Here is a 17335-nt window from a genome sequence, read left to right on the forward strand (position 1 = left end):
GCGCACAAGCATAGCGATTCTTGACCGCATGGTAAAAATTCGTTAACGTCTTCGCCATTACGCTTCCGAAACGAAGCAGCGGTTGGATAGGGAATGCGTGACAGCGACGTCCGGGCCGCCGTAAAGGCTCACCTTAACAAACTCCATAATGGCGATACGGACACTCGCATCGTTGAAGAGATGGGCGTTTGGTCGGGGTCTGTCAGAATCGACATCGCTGTTATAAACGGCGAACTGACTGGCTTCGAATTGAAGTCTGACCGCGACACACTTCAACGTCTACCTGCGCAGGCCGAAGTTTACAGCCGCGTTTTCGATCATGTCACGTTGGTCGTTGGCGAGCGTCACGCCGACAAGGCGATCGACCTAATCCCCAACTGGTGGGGCATCATGTCGGCGCGGGAAACACTGGAAGGCATTGCCCTTACCAATGTCAAATGCGGCACGCGCAATCCTAACCCGGACCCATATCTGATTGCCGATCTTCTATGGAAGGACGAAGCGCTCGCCATCCTTGACGCGCGCGGGCTCGCCCAAGGTTGGCGAGGGAAGCCAGCCAAGATGGTCCACCAACGGCTAGCTTCCGAGTTATCATTTTCAGATTTGAGCGATGAGGTGCGGCGAGCCCTCAAATCGAGGATAGCGCGGCTAAGGCAACCTGTCCGCGACATGCGCGACATGTCGGTTAAGCAGCACAGCGGCCCATTGCCCCCGCCCCCCAGCGCCGCCGTGGGTGGTAGCGTAATGCTGGATGCGCCCGTCGCCCCAACTTGGTATCGCTAGGCCTGCAAAATCGGGGTCAACCAGCAAGGTCTGCGCATGGCCTCTGTATTGTGTCCCCATCGCGATGCCGTTTGCGCCACTTGTCTTGACGCCTTTATGAATGATCCATTGATCATCGATCGCGTATCGGACACTTACCGTCGCGTTCGCCATCGCATATCCCGGCACTTCATCAAGCGACGGATGCACGTGGCCTGAATCAGAATAGTCAAGTTGGAAGGGAACCGAACCCCTGACCAATTGCCAAATCTGCCAGTCGCGGCGGGCTATATCATTGCGACCGGGGTTCAAAGGCCCGTAATCCTTTGGAGCACTCCAGCCGTGGAGGGTTACCGACCTCCAAGGATGATTTGCCGCTAGCGAAGCATTGATCGTGTGCGCGACATAGTTGGCATAGGGAGCAGGGGCGTGCTCTGCCACACCCCCGACGTCTATCAAGACATCGATCTGACTGGGATCCCATGCCGCAACGCCGGCCACCCATGGCGCAAAGTGGGGCAAATCGGCTAACGGAACGTGCAATACAAAACCAGCGCCGAATGTGCCTATCAGTGCAGCGGCGGCGTTGTTGTAGGCCGGCTGAGCCCTAATCGACAAGGTCGGAATAACCGGGACGCCGCCTTGGCCAAGTCCATTGAAAAGAGCTGTGTAAGCTACGGTTCTACCGGTGACCTCGAAGTTGTAGATACCATCGAGCGCGATAGGAAAACCCGCCGCACTGGCAATCATCTTTGGCAGGAACGTCGCGGGAATCGTCCCGGCAAGTCTCACCAAAGGAAAGACGCGTGCCCTTGTTACGGCGTCCAAGTTCCCAAGTGCGTCGGCTTCTCCGGCTTTAGTTCGTACAATAGGTATGTAGCGATATGGCATTTGGTACCCCCTGTTTCCACTCGCGGAGTGCTAGCATCGGGAGACATCTAATGGAAGCCGGGGTTGTCAAATATATAATCGCCACGCCGCAAGTATGGCATATCGGTGCGACGTTCATACGTGGCGCAGGGCATCGAGATGTCGGAAGCCAAACGACCGAAGGCGCTTGAGGAAGACAACGCGAAGAAGTGTTGAAGTTGATGTGGCTGAGGCTAAGCAGATGGCCCATCTGACGCGTCGGGGGCGTTATCACGTTCTTTGCGCGGTAAAAGCGAAACGCGCCGTCTGTTAACGACGTTCGGCTTCGTTGCAGGGTCCGCCTGAGAGCGATTTATTTGCAGCGGCACATCAGCGCATCAGACTCGGCCTCGTTCACAAACGAGACTCTCCCGAGTAATGGGAGTGCAGAGAAATCTCCGGTCGCAGCCTACCCGGTCAAAACAGGATCCCCTAACAATGAAGACTCTCGTCGTCTGCTCCGGCGGACTGGACTCCGTTTCCCTTGCTCACAAAGTGTCGGCGGAGCAAGAACTCGCCGGCCTGCTATCTTTCGATTACGGCCAACGGCACAGCAAGGAATTGGGCTTCGCCGGTCTTTGCGCGGAGCGTCTCAACGTCCCGCACCGCATCATCGACATCCGCGACATCGGCCGCGGCCTTTCCGGCTCCGCGCTGACCGATAAAGTCGACGTGCCCGACGGGCATTACGCCGAAGATACGATGAAGGTTACAGTGGTACCGAATCGGAACGCCATCATGTTGGCCATCGCCTTCGGCTTCGCCGCCGCGCGCCACGCTGACGCGGTGGCGACGGCCGTGCATGGGGGGGATCATTTCATCTATCCGGACTGCCGTCCGGCGTTCATCGAGACTTTCCAGATCATGGAAGACCACGCGCTCGACGGCTACGCAAACATTCGCCTCTATACGCCTTATGTGAATCTCTCTAAGGCGGACATCGTTGAGGATGGAGCACGACACGGCACGCCATTTGCTCAGACCTGGTCCTGCTACAAGGGCGGCAAGCGTCACTGTGGACGGTGCGGAACCTGCGTCGAGCGGCGCGAGGCGTTTCATCTCTCCAGGCACCCGGATCCCACCGACTATGAGGACGCCGACTTCTGGCTCGACGCGCTGCGGAGGAGCAGCGTGTAATGTTCCGCATCACCAAGGAATTCCACTTCTCGGCCTCGCATCAGCTCACGTCCTTGCCGCCTGACCACCAATGCGCGCGCCTGCACGGGCATAACTACATCGTCGAAGTGGAGCTTTCGGCGAAAGAATTGAACGAGAACGGCTTCGTGCGCGACTATCACGACTTGGCGCCTTTCAAACGCTATATCGACGAGAGCTTGGACCACCGACATCTCAATGACGTGCTGGGGCATGAGCAAGTCACGGCCGAATATCTAGCCCGACATTTTTACGAATGGTGCAAGGCACGCCTACCCGAAACCTCGGCGGTGCGGGTGAGCGAAACGCCGAAAACATGGGCGGAGTTCCGGCCATGACCGATGCCCATCCCGCAATCCGCGTGAGTGAGATTTTCGGGCCGACAATCCAGGGCGAGGGCGTGCTGATCGGCCTGCCGACGGTCTTCGTCAGAACCGGCGGGTGTGATTATCGCTGTTCCTGGTGCGACAGCCTGCATGCGGTGGACAATCAATTCCGCCATGAATGGGAAATGATGTCCACTGGCGCGGTGTGGCAAAACGTGGTCGCGCTTTCCGGTGGCCATCCGTTGATGGTATCGCTGTCAGGCGGCAATCCTGCGATCCAGCCTTTCGGTGCGCTTATCAACCGAGGCCATGACGAGGGCTACCGTTTTGCGTTGGAAACGCAAGGTTCCGTGGTCAGGGAATGGTTTGCCGATCTTGACGTGCTGGTCCTCAGCCCGAAGCCGCCTTCAAGCGAAATGACGACCGATTGGGCTGCTATCGAGGCCTGCCTCCAGGCGGCTCAGGACAAGCCGCAGGTCGTGTTCAAGCTCGTCATTTTCCACGAACGTGACTATGCCTACGCGAAAGAGGTCGCCGCTAGATTTCCGCGGCTTCCAATCTACTTGCAACCCGGCAACCACACACCACCACGCCCCGGAAATGAAGACGCACCTGTCGACCTTGACGGAATAATGAAACGCATGGAGTGGCTGGTTGATCGCGTGACCCGCGACAGATGGTTCGAAGCCCGCGTGTTGCCGCAGCTGCACGTCATGCTCTGGGGTAATAAGAGAGGCGTCTAGCCAGCGCACAACCTCGGGCATAGCCATAGCAAGATTTCGACCATCAAGGCGTCCTGATTGCAGCCTCGCAAAGAACTTGCGTCGACCGCCTTCGAGCGACACTCGAAGCGCCGCGATGGAAGCCCGCGAAGGTCGGAACCACCTCGATCCAACCGTTGCGACGGGGATCGCGGTATGAACGAGCTCCAGAAGGGAGGTCTATTTCCTCGCCTACCGGACGCTCACTCTTATGGTCGGCCTCGTCGTCTCAATGTCGTTCAATCCGGTGCCGGCCTCAGCCTCAATCCTCCTCGCTCGACGTCGAGGCCGTGGATACCCATGCCGCAAAAACCCCACGAGCAGTCCGGGACAGGCTTCCTGATGAACATCATCCCGGCCTTCGCGGAGCTCGCGTGACGCCGTTCGGGCAGGGCGCCAAGCCGTCACAGAGGAACCGTCAGCTGGGTATCATAACCATGAGCCACCGCGCATCCTGTACTGCGGGAACGGCTTGGCAATCCATCACACGCAATGGCCCAGTCTTATGCCGAAACAATCAGACCGCCGCTGAGTGCCTGGCGGCTTTGCCTTCGAAATATTTGTCAAACTTCACCGCAATGCTCCTCACGAAGGGACGACTTTCCGCCGGCACGACGAACTTGTCGCCTCGCAGTTCAAGCAGTCCAGCAGGATCGTTAAGGGCAATGGAGCTTGACTGAAGAAGGAGCTTTTGGCCGGCTTCCCCGAAGCTCTCCACCAGGTCGATCGCTGAAAAGGCGAAATCGCACATCAGCCGCTCGATTATCCAGCCCCGGACTCTATCGTCGTCCGAGAGCACGATGCCGCGCACAGCCGTCAACCCGCCGTCTCCAATCATGCGGCCGTACTCGCCGGTCGAAGTCGTGTTCTGCACGTAGCCTTGGCGAAACCGGCTGATCGACGAAGGGCCAAGTCCGATTAAGATCTCGCAACGATCCTCCGTATAGCCCTGAAAATTGCGATGCAAAGCCCCCGCGCGTGCCGCTACAGCCAGCGAATCGCCGGGCTTCGCGAAATGGTCGAGTCCAATTGATTCGTACCCCTTGTCCACAATCGCTCGCGCAGCTAGTTGCGATTGAGCGAGTCGCTCCATCGGTTCGGGAAGCCATGCCTCGTCGATCATCGTCTGATGTTTCTTAAACCAAGGCACGTGAGCGTAGCCGAACAGCGCCATCCTGTCCGGTTCCAGCGTGAGCGCCCGCGCCAGGGTGGAACACAGGCTCTGCCTGGTTTGATGCGGCAGGCCATAGAGCAGGTCAAGGTTCACGGAATCCACTCCGCGGGAGCGAATGCCATCGACAACTGCCTTGGTCTGCAAAAAGCTCTGCTCACGGTTGATCGCCTTTTGCACTTTCGGATCGAAATCCTGCACGCCGAGGCTCGCCCGCGTCATGCCTATTTTGGCAAGCGCGTCGAGGCGGCCTTCGTCCATATCGTTCGGATCGATCTCAACGCTGATCTTTACATCGTTGAAAAAGTCGAAATTGTCCCGCAGCACCGCTCCCAAGGTCACCATATCCTGCGGCTTCAGCATCGTCGGCGAACCGCCGCCCAGATGAACCGCGCGAACTCGACAACCCTTGCCGCTGACAAGGCCGCCAACCGTCGCGATCTCCGCATGCAGCGAGCGCAGATAAGCGGCCACCGGCTCGTAGTTGCGCGTCTGTTTGGTATGGCACGCGCAGAACCAGCAGAGCCTGTCGCAATAAGGGATATGCAGGTAAAGCGATATCTCGCCACCGCCTTCGAGCGCCTCCAGCCAGCCGCGGTAAACGACCGCATCGATGCCCGGATGGAAATGCGGCGCGCTCGGGTAACTGGTATAGCGCGGGACGTTCTCGCCAAGTTTGTGAGCTAGCTCGGGGCGCATATCGTGGTCCATTTTTTTGCGTCGCCGGGACTCTGGACGCTAATATGAGCCAAAGCCCTGATTTCGATCAGGCTGCGGAACGACAAACTGCCGCAACGATTTTTCTACCGTGGATTGTTATCTTGCCGGCGCTTGGGACCGGGAGGGCGATCAGATCGGGAGAGCGATCAAATGACAGGACAGCAAGACATCCGCAGTTCCGACATTCCCTTTTATTGCCTGTCTTGCCAGGCACGGCACCGCGGCGTCTGCGGCGCGCTGCATCCAGATCACTTGGCTCGGCTCGCCAAGACGTCGTCGCGGCACAGGATCGAAGCTGGGGTCGAGCTGATGGGTGACGCCGAGGCCGTCGACAGCTATTCAAACCTGCTTTCGGGCGTTGTGAAGCTGACGAAGAGCCTTTCAGATGGCCGCCAGCAGATAGTCGGTCTCCAGTTCGCGCCGGATTTTCTGGGACAGCCGTTCAAGCTGAAAAGTGCGATCAACGCGGAAGCGGCAACAGCTGTCTCTCTGTGCTCGTTTCCGCGGGCGGCCGTCGAACAAATGATGAAGCAATCACCCGAGCTCCAGCACCGCCTGTTCAAGCAGACGCTAAACGAGCTCGACGAGGCTCGCGAATGGATGGTGACCCTGGGATGCAAGACCGCACCGGAGAAGGTGGCGAGCTTTCTTCTCTTGATCGCCCGCAATATCGATTCCCGTGGTGGCCGGGCCGAGTCGGCGTGCTTCGATCTGCCGCTGACGCGTGCCGAGATCTCTGATTTCCTTGGAATTACAAACGAGACGGTGAGCCGTCAGCTGACCAGACTGAGAATGGACGGCGTGATCCGGATCGAGAACAACCGACGTGTCACCGTAGACAGCGTTAGCCGCCTGGAACAGCGCTGCGGCGGGCGACGGCCGAGGCCCATTGGGGAGCCAAGATCACGCCGGCAAGAGGGATTTACAGGCTAGGCGCTGCCGTCCGTTTCGTTGTCCTCTTCGCCCATCCGAACGGGCAGATATACGTTCGTTTCCAGCCATTCGCGAACGATGTTGCCGATGAGATCCGAGCGGGTAACTTTCATTTCGGCGGCGATCGAGTCCAACGCGTCTTCTGTCGCAGGCTCAAGAGGCACGCCGGTGAAGTTCCGGAGCATCAGGGCCGCGCGCCGAAGGGTAATCTGCAGATCCGCCCGCGACATCCACCCGAGAAGCGTGGACCTCCAGATCGTGGCGGCGGCGCAGACTTGCGAGCCCGCCCGACATAAAGTCTGTTCATAAAAATGCGCTCGTCTGAGACGTAAAGAACGCTTCTCGATCAAGAACCGACTGCGCTACGAGCTAGGGGTGTGGACGAAGAGGGTGACGAAGCCGGCGAGGAGAGCGACGGCAGCGACGCTGGCGCTCTCCTCGGTCTTGACTTAATCGGCGGCGATGTACAGGGACTCGCGAGAGCTGAATCATAACCGCGCATACACCTGCTGCGCCTGATGGAAGGGAGGGCCCTTGGACGATCCGGAGAAAGAGCAGATCGAGACGATTTTCCGCAACGGTACCATCACCGTCGTGGGAATCTTGCTTGCCTTTTCGCTCGGCTTCGTCACGCATTGGGCTGCCAATCCCATGCCGTGGGGACTTTACGACCTGATTGCCGTTGTGCCGATCCTGTCCGGCATCGCGTTGCAGATGCGGGCGCTGTCCATGCTGCTCGACATGAGTTCGCTGCGCCGACCCATTTACGAGCGCGCTAACCGCATCTTTATGGCGGGCCTCATCCTGACCGCATGCGGCGTGGGGCTGGCGATCCTGATAGATGTTTTCGAAATGTCGGCGAAGGGTTCGCTGCCGGGCGCTTGACGGCGCTGCGTGCACCGCCGAACTGGAGCTCGACCTCATGGTGACCACACCTATGGGACGCCATCGACGTTTCGAAGCCGGACATGAACTTCGCAATGCGAAGGCCCCTGGAGCGTCTCGAGGAATGCATCGCCGAAATTCCCGAAAAATGTAGGCGCTAACGGTAGCGTCGCCGCTTTCAATCCCTGTAGCGCGGAGTCGGCTGGCCGGCGGCGAACAGATGTCGACTCTCGGCTAACTCGTCGCCGCGCGTCCACATCGTAGGCGGGGTGGATTGTCGCGCTCTTCCCGGCGCCTGAGGTCGCGGAGATTACCGTATGCCGTCGCGCGACGAGCCGTTTTGGACCTTTCATCGAGCGCGATACCTGGGGTAGCTCAGCCTGCCCGCCGCAAATTCTGATGCCGCATCCGAGCTACGCTGAGCAGGCAGGTCTCGTCGCTAACTCCGTCTTGGAAAAGTCGAACGAGATCAGAGGCAAGGTTCTCGGCTTCTGGTGACCCTGGCTGGATCTGGCACTCCTGGCAAACCTGGTCGAAAACCGACTTGAGGCTTTCCAAATCACTAGGATAGAGGGCTGGGTTAAGGTTGAAACGATCGATCATCTGGGCCTTCCTGGGGCTGCGATACTGAACGAAACAGAGGGCGGAGACGAGGAAACCCGCCGACACGCGAAAATGAGCCCGCCGAAAGGGGTTGTCATTAAAAAAAGTTGTCGGGTGACGGCTTGGAGAATTTTGACATCCCGATGTAGGTGGCCACGGATGCCTGTGCAGCGTTTTGGCCTGGCAGTCTTCAGCAAAATAGGATCGAAGGCCACGAGCCTGGGTCATTGTCGCGCTTCGTCATCGGGAGGAGCCACCCACCACAGACGTATGTCCGGCGCAAGAATTGTCTTTCCCGGGCCAGGGATGAATGACGCCTTGGTCAACATCCGACCAGCCAATCTTCCCGACCTTCCAATCCCGCGAGATCGGCCGACGGGCAAGGCGGACGCGTCGGAGCATCGCAGCCGGCGGGGCGAACTCTGATGATAGCTCTGGTCGGATCGACCGTTGTTTAGATAACACCGTTGAGGAGGTTATAAAATGGAAGGTTCGAAAGGCCCCCGGACCCTCGCAAGAGTTGGACCAGACCAGCTCGCCGAGCTCCGGGGTCACAGATAACCATCGCCCGCAATCGCCGCTCCAAGTGACAAGGACCTGATCATCGGCGAAGGCAGAAGTAGTTGGACTCCGTTAGGCTCGAGCCCTGCGTGAAGGGCATCAAGCCATACTTCGAGACTTGCGGCGTCGGTGAGCGGGACAGCAGGCCGGTCGGCGGCATACTGGGCGGTCGGGAGTTAGCATCACGCGTCGGCCGACTTGCTCGGCGCGGACGAGCCCTTCCGCTGCAGGGGCGGCTCGACTCGCATTGTCCGGGAAGGGCAGCCAGAGAGTTGCCCGAGCCGGATACCCAACTTTGAGTGTAGCGCCAGCTGCAGGCAAAAATCCTGAGGCTCTGATCTGGATCAGGGCAAACAGGCCGGGACTGCGCAATCAATGCGTTGCGGATTTGGCGTCCGCCGAAATTTTCAGATCGGGACTTGCGATGAAATTCGGCACAGAGATCGTCCTTCTAAGCCTGTTTGCCTTTTGTGCCCTTGTGGCCGCCGGCTTTGGCGTGGACGGACCTTTTCGCCAGCACATGTGGGTTTTGTTCTTCGCCGCTACGGGCTTCACCGCAATCCTGCTACGCAACACGGATTTCAAGCCGGCCGTTCCGGTCGATCCTTCCGCCTATATGGATGGTCCGATCCGCTATGGCGCCATCGCGACGGTATTCTGGGGCGTCGTTGGCATGCTGGTCGGCGTGATCATCGCGCTGCAGCTTGCCTACCCGGATCTCAACATCCAGCCCTGGTTCAATTTTGGGCGCTTGCGTCCGCTGCACACATCCGGCGTCATCTTCGCCTTCGGCGGCAACGCGCTGCTCTGCACGTCCATGTACGTGGTCCAGCGCACCTCGCGCGCGCGCCTCTTTGGCGGCAATCTCGCGTGGTTCGTGTTCTGGGGGTATCAGCTCTTCATCGTCATGGCCGCGACCGGCTATCTGCTCGGCATCACCGAAGGCCGTGAGTATGCCGAGCCGGAATGGTATGTCGACCTTTGGCTGACGATCGTCTGGGTCGCGTATCTCATCCTGTTCCTTGGCACCATTTTGAAGCGCAAGGAACCGCACATCTACGTCGCCAACTGGTTCTATCTCTCCTTCATCGTCACCATCGCGATGCTGCATGTCGTCAACAATCTGTCGATACCGGCGTCATTCCTGGGATCGAAGAGCTACTCGGCCTTTTCCGGCGTTCAGGATGCGCTCACCCAGTGGTGGTACGGCCACAACGCCGTCGGCTTCTTCCTGACCGCCGGTTTCCTCGGCATGATGTATTACTTCGTGCCCAAGCAGGCAAACCGGCCGGTCTATTCCTACCGCCTTTCGATCATCCACTTCTGGGCGCTTATCTTCCTCTACATCTGGGCCGGCCCGCATCATCTACACTACACCGCCTTGCCCGATTGGGCGCAGACGCTGGGGATGGTGTTCTCGATCATGCTGTGGATGCCCTCCTGGGGCGGCATGATCAACGGCCTGATGACGCTGTCGGGCGCCTGGGATAAGATCCGCACCGATCCGATCATCCGCATGATGGTTGCGGCAGTCGCCTTCTACGGCATGTCGACCTTCGAGGGTCCGATCATGTCGATCAAGACGGTCAACTCGCTGAGTCATTACACCGACTGGACCATCGGCCACGTACACTCCGGCGCGCTTGGCTGGGTCGGCATGATCTCGTTCGGCGCGATCTACTACATGGTGCCCAAGCTCTGGAACCGCGAGCGGCTCTATTCGCTGCGGCTTGTCACATGGCACTTCTGGCTGGCGACGCTTGGCATCGTTGTCTACGCCGCTGTCATGTGGGTGTCCGGCATCATGCAGGGCCTGATGTGGCGCGAGTACGACGAGCAGGGCTTCCTGGTCTACTCCTTCGCTGAAACCGTCGCCGCGATGCACCCCTATTATGTCATGCGCGCCATCGGGGGGGCCATGTACCTCTGTGGTGCGTTGATCATGGCGTGGAACGTCACCATGACCATTCGCGGCTACCAACACGAGGAGGATCCGATGCCGGGCTCCGCGCCCGCCCTCGAGCCTGCCCAATCAGGAGCCAGAAAATGGGCTTGATGGACAGGCACGCGACCATTGAGAAGAACGCCACGCTGCTTCTTGTCGGATCCCTGCTGGTCGTGACCGTCGGCGGCATCGTCGAGATCGCGCCGCTCTTCTATCTCGACAACACGATCGAGAAGGTCGATGGCATGCGGCCTTACTCGCCGCTCGAACTTGCCGGGCGCAACATCTACGTGCGCGAGGGCTGCTACCTCTGCCACAGCCAGATGATTAGGCCGTTCCGAGACGAGGTCGAGCGCTATGGACACTACAGCCTGGCGGCCGAGTCGATGTACGACCACCCGTTCCAGTGGGGGTCCAAACGCACCGGACCGGATCTCGCGCGCGTCGGCGACCGCTACTCCAACGCGTGGCACGTTCGGCACCTTACAGACCCGCGTTCCGTCGTGCCGGAATCGATCATGCCGCGCTACGCCTTCCTGACTGACACGCTGATCGAGGTGAAGGACTTTTCTACGCAGCTCGTCGCCAGCAAACGCGTTGGCGTCCCATACACCGATGACATGATCTCGCACGCCAACGCCGATCTGATGGCACAGGCTGATCCCAATGCCGACACATCGGGCCTTGAGGCCCGCTACCCGAAAGCCAGGATCGGCGACTTCGACGGCAATCCGCAGCAGGTGACCGAGATGGACGCCCTCGTCGCCTATCTGCAGATGCTCGGCACGCTCGTCGATTTCAAGAACTACGACGAAGCCGCTGGCTACCGCTGAGGAGAAACAACCGATGGATTACAATTTGACGCGCGAATTCGCCGACAGCTGGGGCCTGCTCGCCATGGTGCTCTTCTTTGCTGGATGCGTCGCCTTCGCGCTCCGACCGGGTGGTTTCAGCCAGGCTGACGAAGTCGCGCGCATCCCCTTCAAAGACGACTGATCATGAGCACACAGTATATCGATGATATGTCGGGCATCTCGACCACCGGTCATGAATGGGACGGCATCAGGGAGCTCAACAACCCCCTTCCGCGCTGGTGGGTGTTCACCTTCTACGTCACCATCGCATGGGCGATCGGCTACACCATCGCGTATCCCGCCTGGCCGATGCTAAGCTCCGCCACCAAGGGCGTCCTGGGCTTTTCCAGCCGCAACGCGGTCAAGTACGAGCTGGCGGCGGCAGAGTCCGCCCAGGCTGAATATATCGCGGCGATACAGTCCAAAACCGCTTCGGAAATTGCGGCCGACGACACATTGCGCGAATTCGCCGTTGCTGCCGGCTTTGCGGCGTTCCGGGTCAATTGCGTGCAGTGCCACGGCTCCGGCGCGCAAGGGTCCAAGGGTTTTCCCAATCTCAATGACGACGATTGGCTGTGGGGCGGCAAGGTCGAGCAAATCCAGCAGACGATTTCACACGGCGTGCGCTTCACGACAGACCCGGATACGCGCGTGTCGGAAATGCCCGCTTTTAGCGACATCATTACGGCTGAGCAGATCACTCAGGTCAGCGCCTATGTGGCGAGCTTGTCGGGACCGGTCAAAGACGCCAGCATGGTCGAGCCCGGCGCCAAGGTCTTCGCGGACAACTGCATCGCTTGTCATGGTGAGAATGCAAAGGGTGACAAGAAGTTAGGCGCACCCGATTTGACCGATGCAATCTGGCTCTACGGACCGGGCGAGACGGCCATCGCCGCCCAGGTCCGCACCCCGAAACAAGGCGTAATGCCGGCCTGGATCGAGCGTCTCGGCGAGATCAAGGTCAAGGAATTGGCTGTCTATGTCCATTCGCTTGGCGGCGGAGAATAGGCGGCGGCCTATTCTCGACCCTCCCCGCGCCAAGCGACGAGGCCCGGCGTGAGCCGGGCCTCGACCATTGCGATAACCGGCGGGATGCTGTGTGCAATGGCGGCAAACCTTCCCCCACGCCAGCCAGAACCATGGTCGGCGTCGGCTGCGAAATCGTCGCTTGTGACTGGAGCTTTTCGTGCTTGACAACAAGCAGATAGGACGGCTGAAAGCCGAAGCGGTCAATTCCGCAAAGACACGACAGCCGCTTTACGCCGCGCGCAAGAAGATCTTTCCGAAACGCGCCTTTGGCCGTTTCCGCCAGTTCAAATGGCTGGTGATGGCGATCACGCTCGGTATCTATTACCTGACCCCCTGGCTGCGCTGGGACCGGGGCTACTTCGCCCCCGCCCAGGCCGTTCTCATTGACCTGGCCAATAGCCGTTTCTACTTCTTTTTCATCGAGATCTGGCCGCAGGAGTTCTACTACGTCGCCGGCCTGCTGATGATGGCGGGCGTCGGCCTTTTCCTGATCACATCGACGGTCGGCCGAGCCTGGTGCGGGTACACCTGCCCGCAGACCGTCTGGGTGGACCTGTTCCTTGTGGTGGAACGGGCGATCGAAGGCGATCGCAACGCCCGCATCAAGCTCGACGCCGGGCCATGGACGGCACGCAAGCTGGTGCTGCGTGTATCCAAACATGCCATCTGGCTGGTCATAGCGGCAGCCACCGGCGGCGCCTGGATCTTTTATTTTGCCGATGCGCCGACGCTGATCGGCAACGTCTTCGATGGCAGCGCCGCTCCGGTCGCCTATGTGACCATCGCCGTGCTGACGGCGACCACCTACACGTTCGGCGGGCTGATGCGGGAACAGGTCTGCACCTACATGTGCCCGTGGCCGCGCATCCAGGCCGCCATGCTCGATGAGAATTCGCTGACGGTGACGTATAATGACTGGCGCGGCGAGCCGCGTTCAAGACATGCCAAAAAGGCCTCGACCATCGGGCAATCGGTCGGCGACTGCGTCGATTGCAATGCCTGCGTCGCCGTCTGCCCAATGGGCATCGACATCCGTGACGGCCAACAGCTGGAATGCATCACCTGCGCGCTGTGCATCGACGCCTGTGACAGCGTCATGGACAAGCTCGGCCGGGAACGCGGGCTGATCTCCTATGCAACGCTGGCCGACTACAACGCCAACATGGCGGTGGCGACCGCGGGTGGGACAAGTTCAGTCAATCCATCGCTGATAAGAACAACGAGCGGCGCTTTCGTCGACGGCCTGGCGCATTTTCATCTGGGCAAGATCTTTCGCTTGCGCACCTATGTCTATCTCGGCGCATTGTCGGCCATCGGCCTGGTGCTCGCCCATTCGTTGCTGACGCGCGAGCGGCTTGAGCTGAATGTGCTGCATGATCGCAACCCGCAGTTCGTGACACTCTCCGACGGCTCGATCCGCAACGGCTACACGGTCAAGCTGCTCAACATGATAGCCCAGCCGAGAACGATCGAGGTCGCGCTACAAGGTCTCGAGGGCGCTGAGATGAGCATCGTCGGCCTCGACCAGCGCCCAAGTCGCTCGTTCTCGATCGCTGTCGAACCCGACCGGCTGAAGATGCTCAAGATCTTCGTCAGGCAACCCGCGGACCGCATCAAGGAGCCGGTGCAGAGTTTCCAATTTCGGATCGTCGACAAGGCGAGTTCCGAATCCGCCGAATACACCGCCAGTTTCAACGCGCCGGAGAACAGCAGATGAGCGCCGAAATGCGAAAGCCGCGCGAGTTCACGGGACGGCATATGCTGATCTCCATTCTTGTCTTCTTCACCGTCGTGATCGGGGTCAACGTTATGTTGGCCACGCTCGCCCGGAAGAGTTGGACCGGGTTGGTCGTTGAGAACACCTATGTCGCCAGCCAGCATTTCAACGAGGAAGCGAGGAAGGGAAGGGCACAAGCCGCACTAGGCTGGACAGGCAAGCTAAGCATCGCCTCGGGCGTGGTACGCTACCGGCTTGTCGACAGCCGGGGTAAGCCGGTGCCGTTGCATGGCGTCAGGATGCTGTTCCGCCACCCGGCTTACGAAGCCGAGGACGAAGCCGTGACACTTGTCGCATCGGCCGGCGGTGCGCCTGGGAACACGCAGGAGTTTGCCGCCCGGCACACGCCGAAGGATGGCGTCTGGATCCTCGAGATCGATGCCGACGCCGGACTGACGTCGCCGTTTCGTGACGTTCGCCGCGTCATGGTTTCGAAAGGAGGCCTGCAATGAGCTGCTGCGCTCCGGGCGGCGAAATGGCGTTGGAGGTCGCCGCCCCGGCGTCCTCATCGCCGTCGAGCGACGAGATCAAGCTGGCCAGCCGCTCCCTGGGCAGCGACATTCACCAGACCGACCTGTCGGTGCCGATGGTCCATTGCGGCGCTTGCATCCAAGCGATCGAGGCTGCGCTCGGCAGGGTCGAGAACGTTGAGTCCGCTCGCGTCAACCTGTCGACGAAGCGCGTGTCGATTCGCTGGCACGGAGACAGCGTCCCGCCATTCTTTGCCGTGCTCGGTCGGCTCGGCTATCAGGCGCACCTATTCGACCCGGAAATTCACGAGAAGGACAAAACGCTTTCGGAGTTGATCCGCGCCGTCGCGGTGGCAGGCTTCGCGGCCGGCAACATCATGCTGCTGTCGGTGTCGGTGTGGTCCGGTGCGGAGGGCCCAACACGCGATCTGTTTCATTGGCTCTCCGCGCTAATCGCCATTCCGGCCCTCGCCTTTGCCGGCGGTATTTACTTTCGCTCCGCGGCGAACGCGCTGCGCCACGGCCGAATGAACATGGACGTGCCGATCGCGGTGGGCGTTTCGCTCGCCTACGCGATGAGCCTCTATGAGACCATCAGCCACGGAGAGCACGCCTATTTCGACGCTTCGGTATCGCTGCTCTTCTTCCTGTTGATCGGCCGAACGCTGGACCACGTCATGCGTGAGCGGGCGCGAACCGCGGTCAATGGCCTGTCGCGGCTTGCAGCGCGTGGTTCCATTATCCTGCGGGACGACGGAACACGGGAATACGTGCCCGTCGCCGAGCTCGCGCCGGGAATGCGCCTTCTGATTGCGGCCGGCGAACGGATACCGGTCGACGGCGATATCATCAGCGGCAATTCCGACCTGGATTGCTCGATCGTCTCGGGCGAGAGCGCGCCCAAAACCGTGAGTGCCGGCACACATGTTCAGGCCGGCACGTTGAACCTGACGGGCCCGCTGACGATTCAAGCAACCGCCGCCGCGAAGGATTCCTTCCTGGCGGAAATGGTAAGGCTTATGGAAGCCGCCGAGGGCGGCCGCTCGCGCTACAGGCGCATTGCCGACCGGGTATCGGCACTTTACGCGCCCGTGGTCCATTTGGCGGCCTTTGTCACATTCCTCGGCTGGATGGTTGCGTCTGGCGATTGGCACCGCGCCATCACCATCGCCATCGCCGTGCTCATCATCACCTGCCCCTGCGCGCTCGGCCTCGCGGTTCCGATCGTCCAGGTCGTGGCAGCCCGGCGCCTTTTCGACGCTGGCGTCATGGTCAAGGACGGTTCGGCCATGGAGCGTCTGGCGGCGCTCGACGCGGCTGTGTTCGACAAGACCGGGACACTGACGCTGGGGCTGCCCAGACTCGTCAACGCTGCATCCATCGATCCGGCTATGCTGGCGTTCGCGGCCGACATGGCTCCTCATTCCCGCCACCCATTTTCAAAGGCGCTGGCGGCATACGGAAGTGCTCGTAGCCGAGCCGGATTCGACCGCGTGCAGGAAGAGCCGGGCTTGGGCATCGAAGCGTTCGCCGACGGCGACATCTGGCGCCTCGGCCGGCGCGGCTGGGCAGGTTGGAAAGCCCGTACGGGCGGCGAAGGAAAATATGGCGGCCTTGGCGGCACGGTCCTTGCCAGGAATGGCACGATCGTCGCTTGCTTCGCCTTCGAGGACGCCATTCGAGCCGATGCTAAGGCGGCGGTGGAAAGCTTGAAGAGCGCCGGCATCCCGGTGGAGATGCTCTCGGGCGACACTGCGAGGGCCTGCGCCGAGGCGGCGGGGATCCTCGGCATCGAGAGCTTTGTGCCGGCCCTGTTGCCCTCAGGAAAGGTCGAGAGGATCGAGGCGTTGGCCCGCGCCGGCCGCAAGGTGCTGATGGTGGGCGATGGCCTCAACGACACGCCGGCGCTGGGCGCCGCGCACGTCTCGATGGCTCCGGCGACCGCGGCCGACATTGGCCGCCAGGCCGCGGATTTTGTCTTCCTGCGCGAAAGCCTGCTGGCAGTGCCGCTCGCCCTGGATGTATCGCGCAAGGCCGGCCGGCTCATCCGCCAGAACATCACGATCGCGATCATCTACAACGCATTCGCCGTTCCCATCGCCATCCTGGGTCTTGTGACGCCGCTCATCGCGGCGATCGCAATGAGCGCTTCCTCGCTGATTGTGATCGCAAATGCGTTGCGGCTTCAGGCGACTGCGAAGGCGGTCCCTGCGACGGGACCTGCCAGGGGCCGCGCCGACGTCATCGAAGCGGCCCATCCATGACCACGCTCGTCTATCTTATTCCGGTAGCGCTGTTCCTGGGGGCGCTCGGTTTGTCGGGCTTCCTATGGGCATGGAGGAGTGGTCAATACGAGGATCTTCAGGGGGCCGCTGTGCGCATCCTTCTCGACCGGGACGACAAGCCCTAATCCTGACCCAGATCACTGTGCCGACGATTGTGCCCGTGATCAGCCGAGCCGGCGCGGTGTGGAA

General features: G+C 60.5%; 17 protein-coding genes and 1 pseudogene. 14 read left to right on the forward strand and 4 right to left on the reverse strand.

What is annotated here, in order from left to right; translation table 11 throughout:
• Positions 1-93: 93 nt before the first annotated feature.
• Complete coding sequence (locus AC04SG_RS26740; protein ID WP_488553489.1) at positions 94-783, forward strand: sce7726 family protein; 690 nt, start codon at positions 94-96, stop codon at positions 781-783.
• Here AC04SG_RS26740 and AC04SG_RS26745 read toward each other — a convergent pair.
• Positions 724-1653: pseudogene (locus tag AC04SG_RS26745) on the reverse strand (beta family protein); the annotation flags it as partial. The gene AC04SG_RS26740 and the pseudogene AC04SG_RS26745 overlap by 60 nt on opposite strands.
• A gap of 456 nt (positions 1654-2109) precedes the next feature.
• Here AC04SG_RS26745 and queC point away from each other — a divergent pair.
• From queC to queE, 3 genes are read left to right on the forward strand one after another with little or no spacing between them, the layout of a single operon-like run.
• On the forward strand, positions 2110-2808 hold the full coding sequence (gene queC / locus AC04SG_RS26750) for a 7-cyano-7-deazaguanine synthase QueC (RefSeq protein ID WP_488553490.1): 699 nt from the start codon (positions 2110-2112) through the stop codon (positions 2806-2808).
• Positions 2808-3164 (forward strand): 6-carboxytetrahydropterin synthase QueD, encoded by a 357-nt coding sequence (gene queD / locus AC04SG_RS26755; RefSeq protein WP_488553491.1) that lies wholly within the window; start codon positions 2808-2810, stop codon positions 3162-3164. Before queC ends, queD begins: the two co-directional genes overlap by 1 nt.
• Positions 3161-3895, forward strand: coding sequence for a 7-carboxy-7-deazaguanine synthase QueE (gene queE / locus AC04SG_RS26760; RefSeq protein WP_488553492.1), 735 nt, complete (start codon positions 3161-3163; stop codon positions 3893-3895). Before queD ends, queE begins: the two co-directional genes overlap by 4 nt.
• Before the next feature lie 535 nt (positions 3896-4430).
• On the opposite strand, the gene hemN is transcribed toward queE, so the two are convergent.
• Entirely contained in the window at positions 4431-5783 is a 1353-nt protein-coding gene (gene hemN, locus AC04SG_RS26765) for an oxygen-independent coproporphyrinogen III oxidase (RefSeq protein ID WP_488553534.1), read from the reverse strand.
• Between the two features lie 171 nt (positions 5784-5954).
• Between hemN and AC04SG_RS26770 the strand changes: the two genes are divergently transcribed.
• Positions 5955-6737: a Crp/Fnr family transcriptional regulator gene (locus AC04SG_RS26770; protein WP_488553493.1), complete on the forward strand. Its 783-nt coding sequence runs from the start codon at positions 5955-5957 to the stop codon at positions 6735-6737.
• On the opposite strand, the gene AC04SG_RS26775 is transcribed toward AC04SG_RS26770, so the two are convergent.
• Positions 6734-6994 (reverse strand): ribbon-helix-helix domain-containing protein, encoded by a 261-nt coding sequence (locus AC04SG_RS26775; protein WP_488553535.1) that lies wholly within the window; start codon positions 6992-6994, stop codon positions 6734-6736. The two genes, AC04SG_RS26770 and AC04SG_RS26775, sit on opposite strands and share 4 nt — an antisense overlap.
• A gap of 277 nt (positions 6995-7271) precedes the next feature.
• Between AC04SG_RS26775 and AC04SG_RS26780 the strand changes: the two genes are divergently transcribed.
• Positions 7272-7622 carry a hypothetical protein gene (locus AC04SG_RS26780; protein WP_488553494.1) on the forward strand — a complete coding sequence of 117 codons (351 nt, stop codon included), beginning with the start codon at positions 7272-7274 and terminating at the stop codon, positions 7620-7622.
• Positions 7623-7997: 375 nt separating this feature from the next.
• Here AC04SG_RS26780 and AC04SG_RS26785 read toward each other — a convergent pair whose 3' ends face one another.
• Positions 7998-8225 carry a hypothetical protein gene (locus AC04SG_RS26785; RefSeq protein ID WP_488553495.1) on the reverse strand — a complete coding sequence of 76 codons (228 nt, stop codon included), beginning with the start codon at positions 8223-8225 and terminating at the stop codon, positions 7998-8000.
• A 985-nt stretch (positions 8226-9210) separates the two neighbouring features.
• Between AC04SG_RS26785 and ccoN the strand changes: the two genes are divergently transcribed.
• The 8 genes from ccoN to ccoS all read left to right on the forward strand — a co-directional run bounded on the left by ccoN (position 9211) and on the right by ccoS (position 17271).
• Entirely contained in the window at positions 9211-10842 is a 1632-nt protein-coding gene (gene ccoN, locus AC04SG_RS26790) for a cytochrome-c oxidase, cbb3-type subunit I (RefSeq protein ID WP_488553496.1), read from the forward strand.
• On the forward strand, positions 10833-11564 hold the full coding sequence (ccoO, locus tag AC04SG_RS26795; protein WP_488553497.1) for a cytochrome-c oxidase, cbb3-type subunit II: 732 nt from the start codon (positions 10833-10835) through the stop codon (positions 11562-11564). The genes ccoN and ccoO overlap by 10 nt, the downstream gene beginning before the upstream one ends.
• A 13-nt stretch (positions 11565-11577) precedes the next feature.
• Entirely contained in the window at positions 11578-11727 is a 150-nt protein-coding gene (locus tag AC04SG_RS26800) for a cbb3-type cytochrome c oxidase subunit 3 (protein ID WP_488481539.1), read from the forward strand.
• Between the two features lie 2 nt (positions 11728-11729).
• On the forward strand, positions 11730-12593 hold the full coding sequence (gene ccoP, locus AC04SG_RS26805) for a cytochrome-c oxidase, cbb3-type subunit III (RefSeq protein WP_488553498.1): 864 nt from the start codon (positions 11730-11732) through the stop codon (positions 12591-12593).
• Positions 12594-12771: 178 nt separating this feature from the next.
• Entirely contained in the window at positions 12772-14331 is a 1560-nt protein-coding gene (ccoG, locus tag AC04SG_RS26810; protein ID WP_488553499.1) for a cytochrome c oxidase accessory protein CcoG, read from the forward strand.
• On the forward strand, positions 14328-14843 hold the full coding sequence (locus AC04SG_RS26815) for a FixH family protein (RefSeq protein ID WP_488553500.1): 516 nt from the start codon (positions 14328-14330) through the stop codon (positions 14841-14843). Before ccoG ends, AC04SG_RS26815 begins: the two co-directional genes overlap by 4 nt.
• Positions 14840-17125, forward strand: coding sequence for a cation-translocating P-type ATPase (locus AC04SG_RS26820; RefSeq protein ID WP_488553501.1), 2286 nt, complete (start codon positions 14840-14842; stop codon positions 17123-17125). The genes AC04SG_RS26815 and AC04SG_RS26820 overlap by 4 nt, the downstream gene beginning before the upstream one ends.
• Entirely contained in the window at positions 17122-17271 is a 150-nt protein-coding gene (gene ccoS, locus AC04SG_RS26825; protein WP_488481534.1) for a cbb3-type cytochrome oxidase assembly protein CcoS, read from the forward strand. Before AC04SG_RS26820 ends, ccoS begins: the two co-directional genes overlap by 4 nt.
• Positions 17272-17335 lie beyond the last annotated feature (64 nt).

This window comes from Mesorhizobium sp. CNPSo 4684 (genome assembly GCF_057784315.1).